Source organism: Xanthomonas sp. D-109, from assembly GCF_017746095.1.
Taxonomy (GTDB): Bacteria; Pseudomonadota; Gammaproteobacteria; order Xanthomonadales; family Xanthomonadaceae; genus Xanthomonas_A; species Xanthomonas_A sacchari.
In genome coordinates this window covers 110110-126915 of the sequence record NZ_JAGHWV010000003.1, presented here as the reverse complement: position 1 = coordinate 126915, position 16806 = coordinate 110110, and the positions used below count along the sequence as shown (strand labels likewise).

Genomic DNA, 16806 nt, shown 5'->3' with positions numbered 1-16806 from the left:
CGGCGTGAATTGTCTACCGCGCCGTCCAGCATTGTGCCGATGCGCGCTTGACGGCCCTGATCCCTGCAAGCGATAAACATTCACGCGCTAGGAAAGCACACAGCGCCGCTCAGGGGATGGCGATGGCGGACGGATTCTTCAGGGAAGAAGTGTTTCGAGCACGCCGCGAGGGCTGGCTCGGCGCCGTGCGCCTGGACGCGCCACGCTTCGGTTGGGCTTACTTCTGGGCCAGCATCGCGCTTCTCGTCTTTGTGCTGGCGCTGCTGTGCGTAGGCAGCTATACGCGGCGAGAAGCGGTCAACGGCACGTTGGTGCCCGATCGCGGACTGCTGACCATGACGCCCTCCGCATCCGGTCGGGTCGTGCGTACGTTCGCCAAGGAGGGCGCAAAAGTCCGCGCGGGCCAGCCGCTGATTGAGATTTCCGGCGAGCAGGACAGCGCGTCGCTCGGCGATACGCAGGCATCGGTGATCGCGCAGTTGCGCCTCAAGCGCGAGCGTTTGCGATCCGACATCGAGGAACAGCGCAGCCTGTCGCAAGCGCAGGATCGCGACCTGCGCACGCGTATCGAACTGTTGAAGAGTCAGATCGCCAGTACCGAAGAACAGATCGAACTGCAGCGGCAGCGCGCCGAAAGCGCCATGCGCCTGTACGAGCAGTGGTCCAGCCCGGGCAATCGCGGTGTACTCACCAAGGTGCAACTGCTGCAGCAGCAGGATGTGGCGATCCAGAATCAGGCGCAGCTCAAGGATCTGCAGAAGCATTCGCTGGAACTACGGCAGCAACAATCGCAATTGCGGACACAACTGGAACAACTGCCGGCAACGCTGATCGGAAAGAACAACGAGATCGATCGGCAACTGGCGGATGTGGCGCAATCGATCTCCGAGAGCGAGGCGCGCCGTGCGGTGATCCTGCGCGCGCCCTCGGACGGGATCGTCGGCAATCTGTTGGTGTATCCGGGACAGCCCGTCGCCGCGCAGCAGCCGTTGATGACGCTGTTGCCGCGGGACACGCGGCTACGCGCCGAGCTCTGGGTATCGTCGCGGGCTGTCGGGTTCGTCAGTCCAGGCGACCGGGTGGTGTTGCGCTATCAGGCATTCCCGTATCAGAAGTTCGGGCGCCACGCCGGCCACGTCGCGGAGATTTCGCGCAGCGCGATGAGTTCGGGTGACCTGACCCGGTTGCTGGGCCAGGACATCAAGGAGCAGCGCTACCGGGTCATCGTCGAACTGGGCAGCCAGACTGTGGTGGCGTATGGACGCAAGGAGCCATTGCGCCCGGGAATGGCGCTGGATGCAGACATCCTGCTCGAACGCAGACACCTGATCGAATGGATGTTCGAGCCGGTCTACGAACTGGCCTCCGGTATGCGTGATGCTCCTTCCAACGAGCGTGGATCATGAGTCGGCCTTGGTCGCCCTGGAGGTCGCCGTTTGCGACGCGGATCGTGCCGGTCATGCAGACGGAAGCGGCGGAGTGCGGCCTGGCCTGCCTGGCGATGGTCGCGGGCTTCCATGGCCAGAACGTCGACCTGCCCAGCTTGCGTCGGCGCTTCAGCATCTCATTGCAGGGCGCACGTCTTGAGCGTCTGATGCAAATCGCGCGCACCATCGGTTTCGAGGTCAGGCCGATGCGCGCTGAGCTCGACTATCTGACCGCCGTTGGCGGCCCCTGCATCCTGCACTGGGATCTAAGCCACTTCGTGGTCCTTGAGTGCGTCACGCGAGGAGTCGCGCTGATCCACGACCCTGCGCGCGGCACGCTGCGGCTGCCGCTGGCAGAGGTAGGCAAGCATTTCACCGGGGTGTTGCTGGAACTGCTGCCGAGTCCGAGTTTCGAGAAGGTGGCGGCGCCGCGGCCGGTGTCCTTGCGCATGCTGACCGGGAGGGTCGTTGGGCTGCGTCGAGCGCTGGTGCAGGTCTTTGCGCTGGCGCTGGCGATCGAGATGTTGGTGCTGCTGATGCCATTCCAGATGCAGTGGTTGATCGACCACGTCCTGGTCTCGGCCGACATGCCACTGCTGAAGATCCTGGCGATCGGGTTTCTGCTCGCGGTCCTCGCACAGACGGCGCTGAGTCTGGCGCGCAGCTGGGTGGTCAGCTGGCTGGGCGCCTCGCTCAACAGCCAGTGGATCAATAACCTGTTTGGCCACCTGATGCGATTGCCGCTGGATTATTTCGAAAAGCGGCATATGGGCGATGTGCTGTCCCGGTTCGGATCGCTGAAGTCGATCCAGACGACGCTGACTGGCAGCTTCGTCGAAGCCGTCCTCAACGGCATGACCGGCATACTGGCGCTGGTGGTGCTGTTTTTCTACAGTGCCGAGCTCGCCGGTTTGGTGTTGGCAGCATTCGTATGCTACTTGCTTCTGCGCGTGGCGATGTACCGCGTGCAGTTCCGAATCACCCGCGATCAATTGTTTCATTCGGCGCGGCAGCAGAGCGAGTTGATGGAGTCGGTTCGCGGCATCCAGGCGATCAAGCTGGCCAACAAGCAGGGCCTGCGTCAGAGCCGGCTGTTTGCAGCGACCGTCCAGGCAGCCAGTCTGGATATGCAGGCGCAGCGCATCGGCCTGGCGTTCACTGCGTTGAATGGCGGCGTCTTCGGGCTCCAGCGCGTGCTGCTGATCAGCATCGGCGGCTACATGGCACTGCACGATGCGTTGTCGGCGGGCATGCTGGTGGCGTTTCTCAGCTATGCGGACCTGTTCACCAGTCGGGCGGGGAGCCTGGTCGACAAGTGCGTCGAGTTTCGTATGCTGCGGTTGCACGCCGAGCGCATCTCCGACATCGCCATGAGTGATCCCGAGCAGCATGCGTTGGGGCACTACAGTGGGCCCGAACTGGCACCGGAGATTGAATTGAAGGGCGTCAGCTTCCGCTACTCCGACGATGATCCTTGGGTTCTGCGCCACTTTGATCTGAAGATTCGCGCAGGCGAATCGGTGGCCATCGTCGGACCGAGCGGTTGCGGCAAATCCACGCTGGCCAAGCTTCTGTTGGGCTTGCTCACGCCAACCGAAGGGCACATCGAGGTGGGCGGTGTGGAAATCCGACGGCTGGGATTGGAGGTCTATCGCGGCATGGTCGGTGCGGTGATGCAGGATGACCAGCTTTTCGCCGGCTCATTGGCCGACAACATCGCATTCTTCGATCCTGACGCCAGCCTGCAGCGCGTTGTGGCCGCTGCCAAGCTGGCAGCCATCCACGACGACATCGTACGTATGCCGATGGGATACGAGTCGTTGGTTGGCGACATGGGATCGATCCTGTCGGGCGGACAGCGGCAGAGAGTGATTCTGGCGCGCGCCCTGTATCGGCAGCCAAAGATCCTGGTGCTTGATGAGGCAACCAGCCATCTGGATCGGCAGCGCGACGAGATGGTCAATGCGCATATCAAGGCGCTGAGCATGACGCGCGTCCTGATCGCGCATCGAGAAGACACCATCGCCTCGGCCGACCGCAAGGTCGTGTTGGGGGCGGAGCGGAATCAAGGCGTGCGATCTGGCGCCGAAAGACTTGACGCGTCGCGAAGCGTTGAGAAGCTCGCCGGCATTGTCGCTGGCGAATAACCATGCTGTCTTTCAAGGAGAGTGGAATGGAAACTGTCGTGAACACGGAAAATTCGCGTCCCGTTGCGCAGCGCTTCGCGCGTGAAATGACCCAGGAAGAAGTCAATGCGATCTCCTGCGGCGGCGGCCAGCAGCAGGGGGACACGCTGATCATCATCATCGTCGAAGCCGTCGACACCGAGACGATCATCATCTTCAGCTGATCTGAAGGCGCATGGCGGTGCTGCAGCGCCGCCATGCATTCGGAGCGATTGCATAACGGATGCCAAGATGATGCAGCAAGAGGCAAGGAAGGTTTTGATCGTGGCGCCGCAACGCGACACGCACGCAACGACCATTGCCGCCATGATCGGGGCGGCGGGACACACGGTGGAATTGTTCGACAGTAGCGCCTGGCCGAGTGGCATGGCCGGATCGCTGCTCTGCGATACGCAAGGTGTCCGCTTTGTGCGCGACGGGTCACCACTGCACTATGACGCCGCCTGGTGCAGGCGATTGCTGTTCAAGAAGCAGCCACCCGCGAGTGTGCACGAGCAGGACGTGGGATTCATCCGTTCCGAAGGATTGCTGTTCGACCTTGGCACGCTTGCCGTGATGGGAGGCGGGGTCGGTGTGCAGCGCTGGCTCAATGCGCCGATGCAGGCGCTCATGGCGGACCAGAAGGCCTTGCAGTTGGCGACGGCGGCAGCCAGCGGGCTGCGCCTGCCGCGGACCCTGATCAGCCATCGTGCGGACGACATTCGTCGGTTCCGGAACGCCGAACCGGATGGCGTGGTCGTCAAGCCGTTCAACGTCGGTGCCTGGTCGGAGAATGCGGGCTATAGCGTGTCCTATGCGACCCGCGTCCGTATCGAGGAAACCCTGGCCGATGGCGACGTGAGCGCCTGTCCTACCAACTATCAGGAAGTAGTGCGCCACCGCGGCGATCTGCGGGTGGTTTGTCTCCAGGGGGAATACGTGGCGGTCAAGATGACGCATGCGCTGGATGGTGAGATCGATTACCGCGCGGTACGCCACAAGACCACGATCACCTACGCCGAGACCGCACTGCCGCCCGCGCTGCTGGTCAAGCTCGAGCGCCTGCGACAGACACTGGGTATCGACTTCTTCTGCGCCGATTTTCTCGTGCCGGCGGATGGAGGCGAGCCGATCTTCATCGAACTCAATCCGGGCGGCCAGTTCCTGTATCTGGACCAGAAGCTCCCGCATCTGGATATCGCACGCAAGTTCTGCGCTTTGCTGGTCCATGGAGCAATCGCACGCTACCGTGAGTTCGCTACGCCTGTCGCCGTTGCGCCGCCTGCGCAAGCGTCCGAGCGTACACCCGCCCCAACAGAAGCGAGTCCCGTATGCGAATGATGATGCGTCTGGTCACGGCGGCGACCCTGCTCGCGATCGCTGGCTGCGGTTTCGCCCGTCCTCAACAGGATCCATCGATGGCCCATTCCGACCAAGGCGCGAGCGTCAACGCGGATTACCGGCAACAACTGCTGCAGCTGGCCCAGGCCGACCAGCAGATCCGCGCCGATGCCCTGAAGCACTACACGCCACAGCAGTTGCAGAGCGATCCTGGCGCCGCCCGTGCCGTCGCGTTGCAGATCCACGCCTCGCAGCAGCAGAATCAGCAGAAGCTTTCCGCGCTGATGAACCAATACGGCTTTCCGGATACTGCGATTGCCGGCGATGACGGCGCGCACGCGGGCTTCCTGGTCGCACAGCATGTCGCGGACAGGACGTTCCGCGATGCCTTCCTGAAGGGCATCGAAGCCGCGGCCGAGAACGGGCGTTATAGCAAGGAGGATCTTGCGCTGTTCGTGGATCGCAATCGCATTCTCAGCGGTCGGCCGCAACTGTATGGGACCCAGCACAAGTCCGACGGCAGCCTGTTCGAGGTGGAACAGCCAGAGCAACTGCAGCAGCGCCGGGCTGCGATGGGATTGCCGCCGGACGTCGCCGGACCCTGACGCGACCGCGAGGACGCCGCGCTTCGAGGCACACCCGCTGCTTCTGCGGATGCCCGGTGGGGCGGTCTTTATCGCAGCCGCAGGATTGGCCATGTCCAATAGGTGGCCAGATCGTCCACGAACGGTTCGGCGCTTTAGATCGGATCGCCTCGAATCGCAGATCGCCAACGCAGATCGCCGCTGAAGCATCTGCGCGGATGTGCTCCCGGCGTGCCGCGACCTGGCCGCCACCGGCCTCTTTGCGTGACTTGCGTTGATTCAATACTGTGATTTCTATCGCCAAACGGTGCCGTCTGGAAGGCGATATGTGGTGCCCAGTCCATAACCGCATACAGGCCGCGCGCACTGGTCTAGTATCGCGGGCGACAGGGGAAACATCATCATGCGAATCGCCACACGCTGGGCGTTCGGAGCGGCGTTGTGCGTGCTGACCAGCATCGCCGCGGCGGGTCCGATCGGTGCACCGACAGATGACGCTGCCGCGGCGGCGCCGGCCAATCCGGCCTATCGCACGCAACTGCTGCAGTTGATCAGCGACGACGCGCAGGCGCGCGCCGATCTCAAGCGGGACTACTCGCCGCAGCGGCTGCAGCACGACACCGAGTCGCTGCGCGCGTATGCACGCGAGGTGCGTATGGCGCAGAAGCAAAGCCAGGAGCGCCTGACCGATCTGATCCGGCGCCAGGGCTTTCCCGATACGCAGGCGGTCGGCGCCGAGACGGCGCACGCGGTGTTCCTGATCGCCCAGCGCATCAACGAGCCTGGCTTTCGCGCCGACTTCCAGCGCGGCATCGATGCGGCCGTGCAGCGCGCCGCCTACAGCCAAGCCGATCAGGCACTGTTCGCCGATCGCAGCCGCGCGCTGAGCGCCAAGCGCTAGCGTCCGCCATCGCGGCGATACGCGCGGTGCATCGCGCCGCGGTGCGCTTGCGGCCGCATCGCCAGGCATCGCCGTTGCCGCTGGCACGCGCGCGCGTCTACATTTTGCGGCCGATCTGCAGCTGCATCATCGTCGAGTGACGCAGCGACGGCGCTGCAGCTGCAACGGATTGCGCGCTCTACCAATGGTCGCGATCACAGTGCGCGGACGCGATTGGCTGCGTCGATGGCATCGATCGCAAGGAACGAATGTTCTGCGCGCCGGACTGCCGCCATGCTGCAGCTCCCTTCACGCGAGCCGACGCCATGCGCCCTGGATCCCTGTTGTTGCTTGTCCTGTTGTCGCCTTCCCTGATCCTGTCGGCCAGCGCCGCACAGTCCACGCTCACCCGCGACAACGGTGCGCCGGTGGGCGACAACCAGAACTCGCAGACCGCCGGGCCCAACGGCCCGACGCTGCTGCAGGACGTGCAACTGATCCAGAAGCTGCAGCGCTTCGACCGCGAACGCATCCCCGAGCGCGTGGTGCACGCGCGCGGCACCGGCGTGCATGGCGAGTTCACCGCCACCGCCGACATCTCCGACCTGAGCAAGGCCAAGGTGTTCGCGCCGGGCACCACCACGCCGGTGTTCGTGCGCTTCTCCTCGGTGGTGCACGGCAACCATTCGCCGGAGACGCTGCGCGATCCGCACGGCTTCGCCACCAAGTTCTATACCAGCGAAGGCAACTGGGACCTGGTGGGCAACAACTTCCCGACCTTCTTCATCCGCGATGCGATCAAGTTTCCGGACATGGTGCATGCGTTCAAGCCGGACCCGCGCACCAATCTCGACGACGATGCGCGCCGCTTCGATTTCTTCTCGCACGTGCCCGAGGCGACCCGCACCCTGACCCTGCTGTACTCCAACGAAGGCACGCCGGCCGGCTACCGCTTCATGGACGGCAACGGCGTGCATGCCTACAAGCTGGTCAACGCGCAGGGCCAGGTGCACTACGTCAAGTTCCACTGGAAGAGCCTGCAGGGCCTCAAGAACCTGGATCCGCAGCAGGTGATGGCGGTGCAGGGCAAGGACTACAGCCACCTGACCAACGATCTGGTTGGCGCGATCAAGCGCGGCGACTATCCGAAGTGGGACCTGTACATCCAGGTGCTCGCGCCCGAGGACCTGGCCAAGTTCGACTTCGATCCGCTGGATGCCACCAAGATCTGGCCGGGCGTGCCCGAGCGCAAGATCGGGCAGATGGTGCTGAACAAGAACGTGGACAACTTCTTCCAGGAGACCGAGCAGGTGGCGATGGCGCCGGCCAACCTGGTGCCGGGCATCGAGCCGTCGGAAGACCGCCTGTTGCAGGGACGCATCTTCTCCTACGCCGACACCCAGCTGTACCGCGTCGGCACCAACGGCCTGAGCCTGCCGGTGAACCGGCCGCGGGTGGCGGTCAACAACGGCAACCAGGACGGGGCGATGAACGCCGGCAGCACCAGCAGCGGCGTGAACTACGAGCCGAGCCGGCTCAGCCCGCGGCCGCAGGATCCGAACGCGCGCTACAGCCAGTTGCCGCTGTCCGGCACCACCCAGCAGGCCGGGATCGCGCGCGAGCAGAACTTCAAGCAGGCCGGCGAGCTGTTCCGCAGCTACAGCAAGAAGGAGCAGCAGGACCTGATCCAGAGCTTCGGCGAATCGCTGGCCGGCACCGACGACGCGAGCAAGCACATCATGCTCTCGTACCTGTACAAGGCCGACCCGGCCTACGGCAGCGGCGTGGCGCGGGTGGCCAAGGGCGACCTGGCGCGGGTCAAACAACTGGCTGCGCAGCTACAGGATTGATGCGTCCCACGCGCGGCCCGGCGGCGGCATCGCCGCGCCGCGCACTTTCTTGCGGAGACTCCCCATGCGTCGTGTTGTCTTCTTCCTTCTTGGCCTCGCGGTCAGCACCACGGCCGTCGCTGCACCGGCCGCACCTGCGGCGCCCGATCCGGCCGCGGTGCAGGCGCAGTTGCGCACCTATTTCTTCGATGCCGCGCGGCAGGGCCGCCAGGACATGCTGGCCGAGTTCATCCGCGCCCATTACGACCTCAATACCCGCGACGACAAGGGCTACACCGCGCTGATCCTGGCCGCCTACCATGGCCAGCAGGCGGCGGTGGAACAGTTGCTGCGTGCCGGTGCCGACCCCTGTGCGCAGGACAAGCGCGGCAACACCGCGTTGATGGGCGCGATCTTCAAGGGCGAGCTGAGCATCGCCAAGCGGCTGATGCAGGCCGATTGCGCGCCGGACCAGCGCAACAACGCCGGTCAGACCGCGGCGATGTACGCCGCGCTGTTCCAGCGCACCGAGGTGCTGAAGGACCTCGCCGCCAAGGGCGCCGACCTGCAGGCCAGGGATGCGCAGGGTAACGACGTGGCCAAGCTGCAGCGCGGCGAGTTCGCGACCGCACCGGCACGCTGAGCGGCCCCGGTCCGCCTCCGGGGCGGAGGCCAGGCACGACGATCGCACCGCGCGTGGATCGCAGGCCGCGGATCGGCGAAAATGCCCGGGTGGCCGGTTCCTCCGGCCCGCCGCGGCCCGTGCCGCCGCCGTCCGCCGCCCCGGTGGAGGCGGCCACAGGGCCGCGTGCTGCCCTGTCGGCATCGTGCCGGCGCTCTGCCGCGGCTCGCCGTCGCCCATCCCGGATCTGTCTTGAACGCCACTGCCCCTGTTTTGCCCGACGACCTACCCCTGGCCGAGCGCCTGCGTATCGCCCTGGACCTGCTCGAGACCATCGCCGCCGACCGGCGCGTGCTCGATACACTGCCGGAGGCCGAGCGGGTGCGCCTGCTGCAGGTGGTCGCCCAGGTCTTCAACCCCGAGCCCAAGGCGCGGCGCAAGCTGCTCAAGGAACAGGCGCGCGAGCGCCACCAGGAGAAGGTGCGCAAGGCCGAGGAACTGCTGGCGCAGACCGGCATCCGCGCGCTACGGCGCAAGCCGGTGTTCAGCACGCCCAACTATTTCCCGCCGCACACGCCCGAAGCGCTGATCCATGCGCAGGCTGCGGCGGCCGAGCCGGCGGCGCATTCGCCCGAATTGCGCCACTGCTACGTGTGCAAGCAGAAGTACACCGAGCTGCATCACTTCTACGACCAGATGTGCCCGCCTTGCGCCGAGCTGAACTACGTCAAGCGCACCGAGACCGCGGACCTGCGCGGGCGCGTGGCGCTGCTCACCGGCGGCCGGGTCAAGATCGGCTACCAGGCGGGGCTCAAGCTGCTGCGCGCCGGCGCCGAGTTGATCGTGACCACGCGCTTCCCGCGCGACTCGGCGGCGCGCTACGCGCAGGAGCCGGATTTCGCAGAGTGGGGCCATCGCCTGCAGGTGTACGGGCTGGACCTGCGCCACACGCCCAGCGTCGAGGCGTTCTGCAGCGAACTGCTGGCGACCCGCACGCGCCTGGATTTCATCGTCAACAACGCCTGCCAGACCGTGCGCCGGCCGCCGCAGTTCTATGCGCACATGCTGGCCGGCGAAACTGCCGCGCTGCACGACCTGCCCGAGCACGTGCGCCGGCTGGTGGGCCAGTACGAAGGCCTGCGCGGCCCCGACCTGCTGCCGGCCGCGGGGAGCACGCTGCCGGTCGGGGGCGGTCATGCGCACGCCGGTGCCGACGGTCTGCTGCGCGCCGCCGAACTGTCGCAGGTGCCGCTGCTGGCCGACGACCTGCTCGCCCAGCAGCACCTGTTCCCGGAAGGGCGGCTGGACCAGGACCTGCAGCAGGTGGATCTGCGCGGGCGCAATTCCTGGCGCCTGCTGCTGGACGAAGTGTCCTCGGTGGAGTTGCTGGAGACGCAACTGGTCAACGCGGTCGCGCCGTTCGTCCTCAACGCGCGGCTCAAGCCGCTGATGCTGCGCACGCCCGAGCGCGACAAGCACATCGTCAACGTGTCGGCGATGGAGGGGCAGTTCTACCGCAACTTCAAGACCACCCGGCATCCGCATACCAACATGGCCAAGGCCGCGTTGAACATGATGACCCGCACCTCGGCGGCCGATTACCAGAACGACGGCATCCACATGAACAGCGTGGACACCGGCTGGGTCACCGACGAGGATCCGGCCGAGATCGCCGCGCGCAAGGTGCAGGAAGAGCGCTTCCATCCGCCGCTGGACATCGTCGACGGCGCCGCGCGCATCGTCGATCCGATCATCCACGGCTTCAACACCGGCGAGCACGTGTGGGGCCAGTTCCTCAAGGACTACGCGCCGACCGATTGGTGAGGCGACGCGCCGCCATCGCAACGGTGCGCGACGTGTAATCGCGCCCGCGCGCCGCCTTAGCCGAGCGTGCGGTCCGCGGCCGTCGCGGCAGCGGTCTCGGCGTCCTTCTCGCGGCCCCAGAACTCCACCATGATGGTCATCATGGTCCACACGATCAGCGTCGGCTGCACCTTGTCCGGCAGCAGTGCCTGGCCCTTGAGCATCACGTCGATCACCTTCGGCAGCGCCAGCACCATCAGCAGGGTGTAGATCGCGTACGCCACCCGGTGCCGGCTGCTGGAAATGAACAGGATCGAGGTGACCAGGCTGGCGAGCACGCCCAGGACCACACCGAACTGCCAGGCGTTGAGGCGTTCGGTGCCGGTGAGCACCAGGCCCAGGACCGCACCGAAGAACATGTTCAGGCCGTTGAGATTGGCCTGGTACTCGTCCTTGGTCATGCGGCCGAGGCCGACCTTGCCGAACACGTTCCATCCCTTGCGCATGCTCGTTCCCCTTCGCGCTGTCGCATCCTGGCGCCGCCACGCCCATCCGCTGGCCGCACGCCTCCCCGCGCCCACTGTAGCGAAGATCGCGCGCGCTCGTCGCCTGCCCGCCGCGAGCGGGAGAATGCGGGTGCGTGCGCTAGCCCAGGGTCTGCAATTGGCCGCGCGGACCGTCTGGTGTCAGGTACAGATGCCCGATGCCGATCGGCAGGCGGAAGCGGCGCGGCCCGGCGCTGCCGGGATTGAGATAGAGCACGCCGTCGCGGGTCTGCAGCGACGGCATGTGCGAGTGGCCGCTGATCACCACGTCCACGCCGTCGGAGACGTGGTCCAGCGTCTTCAGGTCGTGGCGCACGTGCAGGCGCACGCCGTCGATGTCCAGGTCCAGGGTCTCGGGCAGCGCCTGCGCCCACGGCGCGGTATCGATGTTGCCGCGGATCGCGTGCAGCGGCGCCAACTCCCGCAGCGCCTCCAGCACCTCCGCTTTGCCGATGTCGCCGGCATGCACGATGGCCGCACAACCACGCAGCGCCTCCAGCGCTTCGGGCCGCAGCAGGCCATGGGTGTCGGCGATCACGCCGAGATGCAGCGGTCGAACGGGACGCATCGGTGGTGCTTCCTGGGGCATGACCAGCGTGCAGCCTACCGATTCGGGAGTGGTGGTGTCGTCGCCATACGCGTGCGCGCCGGATTCGGTGGAGGTGGCTGCGCCAAGCATCGTGCGCGGATGCGGGGTGGATCAACGCCGGCATCGGCACCTGGGCGCATCGCCGGCGCGTCGCAGTGTATCCCGGCGCTGCAACAGCGAGTGTCCAGGAACCGCGCTCTCGGATCGCCATGCATTAACCCGCACGTAGCGGCACGCGGCTCCATGGCGGCATGCGCACGCGGCGTGTTGTACCGTTGCCACGCGCGCCGCCCACGCTGTCGCACCGCATCGCAAGGCGGCGCCGTTTCTTCTCCAGCAGACTTCGACCGATGACCGCTCCCGCACCAACCCAAGCCGCCGCCGAGGCCGCGCCGCACGGCGCCGCCGCCGTGTTCCGCGTGGTCACCGGCAACTTCCTCGAGATGTACGACTTCATGGTCTATGGCTTCTATGCCACGGCCATCGGCCATGCGTTCTTCCCGGCGAAAAGCGCGTTCGCCTCGCTGATGCTGTCGTTGGCCACGTTCGGCGCCGGTTTCCTGATGCGGCCGATCGGCGCGCTGGTGCTGGGCGGTTACATCGACCGGCACGGGCGTCGCAAGGGCCTGATCCTGACCCTGGGGTTGATGTCGGCCGGCGTGCTGCTGATCGCCTTCGTCCCCGGCTACGGCACCATCGGCGTGCTGGCGCCGGTGCTGGTGCTGCTCGGCCGCCTGCTGCAGGGCTTTTCCGCCGGCGCGGAGCTGGGCGGCGTGTCGGTGTATCTGGCCGAGATCGCCACGCCTGGCCGGCGCGGCTTTTACGTGGCCTGGCAGTCGGCCAGCCAGCAGGTGGCGGTGGTGTTCGCCGCCGCGCTCGGCGTCGCCCTGCATGCGCTGCTGTCCGACAGCGTGATGGATAGCTGGGGCTGGCGCGTGCCGTTCGCCATCGGCAGCCTGATCGTGCCGCTGATCTTCCTGATCCGCCGCTCGCTGCAGGAAACCCCGGAGTTCGCCGCGCGGCAGGCGCCGGACCTGGCCGGCATCGCCCGTTCGCTGCGCGCCAATGTCGGCTTGATCCTTGCCGGCGTGGGCATGGTGATGATGACCACCGTGTCGTTCTACCTGATCACCGCCTACATGCCGACCTACGGCCGCACCGAGCTGCACCTGAGCGAGATGGACAGCCTGGTGGTGACCGGCTGCATCGGTCTGTCCAATTTCGTGTGGCTGCCGGTGATGGGCGCGTTGAGCGACCGCATCGGCCGCAAGCCGTTGCTGGTGTTCGCCAGCGTGGCGATGCTGCTGACGGTGTGGCCGGCGCTGCAGTGGCTGGTCGACGCGCCTTCGTTCGGGCGGCTGTTGCTGGTCGGCGAGTGGCTGTCGCTGCTGTACGGCGCCTACAACGGTGCGATGGTGGTGGCGCTGACCGAGGTGATGCCCGCCGAGGTGCGCACCACCGGCTTCTCGCTGGCCTACAGCCTGGCCACCGCCACGATGGGCGGCTTCACCCCGGCGGTGTCCACCTGGCTGATCCACACCACGCACAGCCGCGCGGCGCCGGCGCTGTGGCTGTCGCTGGCGGCGCTGATCGGCCTGGTCTGCACCTGGCTGTTGTTCCGTCGCCAGCGCGGCGCCGGCACCTTCCAGGCCGCCTGAGCGCGGCACTGCGTGAGGCAGGACAGGGCGGCGGCAGTCCGCCGCGCCCTTCGCAACGCGCGCCGGTCTAACCCAGATCCAGCGCGGCGGTGAGGTCGCCCGGCACCACGCCGCTGGCGGCGTGCATCGCGCGTTCGCGTTCGACCAGGCCCGGCAACGGCTCCAGGCCGAAGCGGCGGGTGATGAAGCGCAGGATCGAGCCGGTGTCGTAGACGCTGTGGTCGACGTGGCCGCGCCTGGCGTGCGGCGACACCACCAGCGCCGGGATGCGCGAACCCGGACCCCAGCGGTCGGCCTTGGGCGGCGCCACGTGATCCCACCAGCCGCCGTTCTCGTCGAAGGTGATGAACACGACGGTCTTCTCCCACAGCGGGCTGGTGCGCAGCGCCTCCACCACCATCGCGATGTGGCGATCGCCGGCGGCCACGTCGGAATAGCCGGCGTGCATGTTGAGGTTGCCCTGCGGCTTGTAGAACGTCACCGGCGGCAACGTGCCGGCCTGCACGTCGGCGAGGAAGCGGTTCTGCGGGGCGCTGTCGCCCAGGCCGCCGTCGCGCAGGCGGCGCGCCCGTGCCGGCGTGCCGGGGGCGAGGTTGGCGAAGTAGTTGAACGGCTGGTGGTGGATCTGGAAGTTGGGGCTGCCCGGGAACTCGCTGGTATCGCCGGTGTCGCCCTTGCCCTGCACCGCCAGCGCCCAGCCACCGGCATACCAGGCCCAGTCCACGCCCTTGGCGTCCAGCGCATCGCCGATATGGCGGTGGGTCTGCGCCGGCAACGTGTTGGGGCTGTTCGGGTCGGCGTAGTCCGGGCGCGTCGGATCCTGGCTGGTGCTGGGCTGGAACGGCGGGCTCAGGGTGTTGATCGCCCAGAAATCCGGGGTCAGCGCGCCGTTGCGCACGAAGCGCGGCCGGCCGTTGAGTGCGCTGCCCGGCGAATCGTCCTGCACCGCCAGACGGATCTCGTCCGGGCGGTCGCTGGCCAGCACGCTGATCTGCGTCCGCCCCGGGCTGCTGTCGGCCTTGGGGTAGTACGGCGCCTGCGCGGCGATCAGGTACTGGTGGTTGAGGAACGAGCCGCCGAACGCACCCATGAAGAAGTTGTCGCACAGCGTGTACTCGCGGGCCAGGCTCCACAGCCGCAGCGTGGCCGGCGCATCGCCGTAGTGGCCCATCACCAGCCCGCCGGCGTCGCTCCAGGCGGCGAAGCCGTCGTTGCGGCCGCCGTTGATCTGCATCTGGTTCTCGTAGAAGCGATGCACCAGGTCGCGGGTCACGATGCCGTGCGGCAGCAACTGGCCGTCGGGCGTGCGCAGCGCGAACGGCGCGTTGGGCAGCGGCCCGATCGCGTCCTCGCCGATCTTGTAGCGGCGGTGCGCCACCACCTGTTCGTCCGGGGCCAGACCGCCCCAGATCGGCGGCAGGATGTCGAGCACGCTGCCGTCGCGGTCCACCTGCCGCGCCTGCGCCGGCGTCACCTTGGACAGCGGTTGCTGCAGCCCGGGGAACTCTGGGAACAGGTTGTTGAAGCTGCGGTTCTCTGCGTAGATCACCACCACGTGCTCGATCTTCTGCCGCAGTTGCCGATCCAGTTCCGTCGCCGACAGCGCACGCGCTGGCGCGCGCTTGGCGGTCTCGGCGTGGGCCTCGGCGGGGCCGCCGAGCGCCAGGGCGCTGCCGGCCAGCGCCAGGCCGCCGAGCAGGCGTCGGCGTTGCGGGTTTTCGGGGGTGGTGTCGGTGTCGGCGGGCGGGGTGGACGCAGGATCCTGGGGCGGCTTCTTCACGGGGTCATCGGGCGAGGGAAAAGGCACCCGCCAGTGTGGGCCGCGTGAATGACAAGTCAAAGCCAGCCCGTCCCACTCCGGGGCCGGCGTTCAGCGGCCGTATCGCAGGCCGCGTTTTTCGGATGACCGATGACGCCGCGGCATGGTGCCCGCGCCCGACCTCAGCGGCGCGCTCGCGTGCTGCCGAAGACCCGCTCGCACAGCGCCACATAGACGCCCGAATCGTCGCGCGCTGCTGCACCGCTGGCGATGGCCGCGCTCAGCGCCGGGCCTAGCCGCGCCTCGCCCAGGCGTGCGGCCAGTTCGGTCAGTTGCGTCTGGAACCCGCGCTGCATGTCGGCGATCTGCCTGGCATCCTGCCCGAGCCAGGCATGGCCCTTGTCGTTGTACGCGGCGGCACCGTGCAAGGTGTCGGCCAGGTCGCTCTGCGGGTTTTGTGAATCGCTGGGCATTGCGGTGTGCGGGCTCGGGGCGGATCGCCCCGCAGCTCAGGCGGCGGGCTTTCCCGCGCCGTCCGCGCCTTCGGCATCGCCCAGCGCGTGTTGCACGTACAGGCGCTTGACCAGCACGTAGAGCACCACGGTGAGCGGCGCCGCCAGCACCACGCCCATCGGCCCGAACAGCACGCCGATGCCGAACAGCGAGAACAGCAGCAGCGCCGGCGGCAGATCCACCGCGCGCGCCTGGATCAGCGGCTGCAGGATATGGCCCTCAAGCTGCTGCAGCACCACGAACAGCAGCAGCGCCCCCAGCGCCACCTGCGGGCTGACGGTGAAGCCCAGCAGGATCGCCGGCACCGCCGCCACGATCGGGCCGACGATGGGAATGAAGTCCAGCAGCGCGGTCAGCAGCCCGATGCCCAGCGCCACCGGCACGCCCAGCAGCCACAGGCCGATGCCGGTCAGGGTGCCGATCACCGCCATCGCCAGCAATTGCCCGGTCAACCACGCGCGCAGCGCCTGGCCGCTGGCGGTCAGCGCCTCGTCGGCGACGCCGCGCCGGTCGCGCGGCAGCAGGTGCAGCAGGCCCTGCCGATACAGCCGCGGCTGCGCGGCCAGATACAGCCCGCCGACCATCATCAGCACCGCATCGGTGACGCCGCCGCCGGCCGACAGCACAATCGCGCCGGCGTGCGTGGCCAGGGTCGAAGCGCCGTCGCGCAACTGGTCGGGGATGCGCTCGATCTGCGGCCCCAGCGGGCCGGACTGCAGCCAGGCATGGAACTTGTTCCAGGCCGCCGGCAGGGTGGCGCGGAAGGTGTCGATCTGCGCGGCGACCTCGGCACCGAACAGCAGCACGATCGCCGACAGCCCCAGGACAAGCACCAGGATCACCAGCGCCAGCGCCGCCCACTCCGGCAGCGGCAACCACTTGCGCAACAGCGTGGCCAGCCCATGCAGCAGCACGCCCACCACCACCGCGCCGAACACGATCAGCAGCAGCTCCGACAACTGCCAGGCCAGCAGCGCCAGCGCACCCAGCGCCATGACGACCAGGACCCGCGCCGTGAACGCGCGCAGGGGCGAGGGGGAACCGGGGACGGAGGCATTCATCGGTGGCGCGGATCCCGATCAGGTCAATGA

General features: G+C 67.2%; 15 protein-coding genes. 10 read left to right on the top strand and 5 right to left on the bottom strand.

The genetic code is table 11. The annotated features are described in order from the left end of the window. Positions 1 to 47: 47 nt before the first annotated feature. The 9 genes from J7357_RS04980 to J7357_RS04940 all read left to right on the top strand — a co-directional run bounded on the left by J7357_RS04980 (position 48) and on the right by J7357_RS04940 (position 10672). Positions 48 to 1406: an HlyD family efflux transporter periplasmic adaptor subunit gene (locus J7357_RS04980; RefSeq protein WP_280515332.1), complete on the top strand. Its 1359-nt coding sequence runs from the start codon at positions 48 to 50 to the stop codon at positions 1404 to 1406. Beyond that, positions 1403 to 3574, top strand: coding sequence for a peptidase domain-containing ABC transporter (locus J7357_RS04975; RefSeq protein WP_209245205.1), 2172 nt, complete (start codon positions 1403 to 1405; stop codon positions 3572 to 3574). The genes J7357_RS04980 and J7357_RS04975 overlap by 4 nt, the downstream gene beginning before the upstream one ends. 26 nt (positions 3575 to 3600) lie before the next feature. Further along, positions 3601 to 3777, top strand: a complete 177-nt coding sequence (locus J7357_RS04970; RefSeq protein ID WP_209245204.1) for a hypothetical protein — start codon at positions 3601 to 3603, stop codon at positions 3775 to 3777. A gap of 67 nt (positions 3778 to 3844) precedes the next feature. After that, positions 3845 to 4933, top strand: coding sequence for a hypothetical protein (locus tag J7357_RS04965; protein WP_209245202.1), 1089 nt, complete (start codon positions 3845 to 3847; stop codon positions 4931 to 4933). Next, complete coding sequence (locus J7357_RS04960) at positions 4930 to 5538, top strand: DUF6624 domain-containing protein (protein WP_209245200.1); 609 nt, start codon at positions 4930 to 4932, stop codon at positions 5536 to 5538. Before J7357_RS04965 ends, J7357_RS04960 begins: the two co-directional genes overlap by 4 nt. A 382-nt stretch (positions 5539 to 5920) precedes the next feature. Then, positions 5921 to 6418, top strand: a complete 498-nt coding sequence (locus J7357_RS04955; protein WP_244667284.1) for a hypothetical protein — start codon at positions 5921 to 5923, stop codon at positions 6416 to 6418. Positions 6419 to 6723: 305 nt separating this feature from the next. Beyond that, positions 6724 to 8247 (top strand): catalase KatB, encoded by a 1524-nt coding sequence (gene katB, locus J7357_RS04950; RefSeq protein WP_209245199.1) that lies wholly within the window; start codon positions 6724 to 6726, stop codon positions 8245 to 8247. Positions 8248 to 8311: 64 nt separating this feature from the next. Beyond that, positions 8312 to 8869 carry an ankyrin repeat domain-containing protein gene (locus tag J7357_RS04945; protein WP_209245197.1) on the top strand — a complete coding sequence of 186 codons (558 nt, stop codon included), beginning with the start codon at positions 8312 to 8314 and terminating at the stop codon, positions 8867 to 8869. A gap of 231 nt (positions 8870 to 9100) precedes the next feature. Then, positions 9101 to 10672 carry an SDR family oxidoreductase gene (locus J7357_RS04940; protein ID WP_209245195.1) on the top strand — a complete coding sequence of 524 codons (1572 nt, stop codon included), beginning with the start codon at positions 9101 to 9103 and terminating at the stop codon, positions 10670 to 10672. A gap of 56 nt (positions 10673 to 10728) precedes the next feature. Here J7357_RS04940 and J7357_RS04935 read toward each other — a convergent pair whose 3' ends face one another. Further along, the gene (locus J7357_RS04935) at positions 10729 to 11157 is read right to left on the bottom strand and encodes a hypothetical protein (protein ID WP_209245194.1); all 429 of its coding nucleotides are present in this window, start codon (positions 11155 to 11157) and stop codon (positions 10729 to 10731) included. A 139-nt stretch (positions 11158 to 11296) separates the two neighbouring features. Continuing rightward, positions 11297 to 11764 (bottom strand): metallophosphoesterase family protein, encoded by a 468-nt coding sequence (locus J7357_RS04930; RefSeq protein ID WP_209245192.1) that lies wholly within the window; start codon positions 11762 to 11764, stop codon positions 11297 to 11299. 371 nt (positions 11765 to 12135) lie between these two features. Between J7357_RS04930 and J7357_RS04925 the strand changes: the two genes are divergently transcribed. Continuing rightward, on the top strand, positions 12136 to 13443 hold the full coding sequence (locus J7357_RS04925) for an MFS transporter (protein WP_209245190.1): 1308 nt from the start codon (positions 12136 to 12138) through the stop codon (positions 13441 to 13443). A 67-nt stretch (positions 13444 to 13510) separates the two neighbouring features. Here J7357_RS04925 and acpA read toward each other — a convergent pair whose 3' ends face one another. The 3 genes from acpA to J7357_RS04910 form a co-directional block, all read right to left on the bottom strand. After that, on the bottom strand, positions 13511 to 15223 hold the full coding sequence (acpA, locus tag J7357_RS04920; RefSeq protein ID WP_209245188.1) for an acid phosphatase: 1713 nt from the start codon (positions 15221 to 15223) through the stop codon (positions 13511 to 13513). Positions 15224 to 15384: 161 nt separating this feature from the next. Further along, the gene (locus J7357_RS04915; protein WP_209245186.1) at positions 15385 to 15675 is read right to left on the bottom strand and encodes a hypothetical protein; all 291 of its coding nucleotides are present in this window, start codon (positions 15673 to 15675) and stop codon (positions 15385 to 15387) included. Positions 15676 to 15711: 36 nt separating this feature from the next. Then, positions 15712 to 16710, bottom strand: coding sequence for an AI-2E family transporter (locus tag J7357_RS04910; protein ID WP_209245377.1), 999 nt, complete (start codon positions 16708 to 16710; stop codon positions 15712 to 15714). Positions 16711 to 16806: the final 96 nt, after the last annotated feature.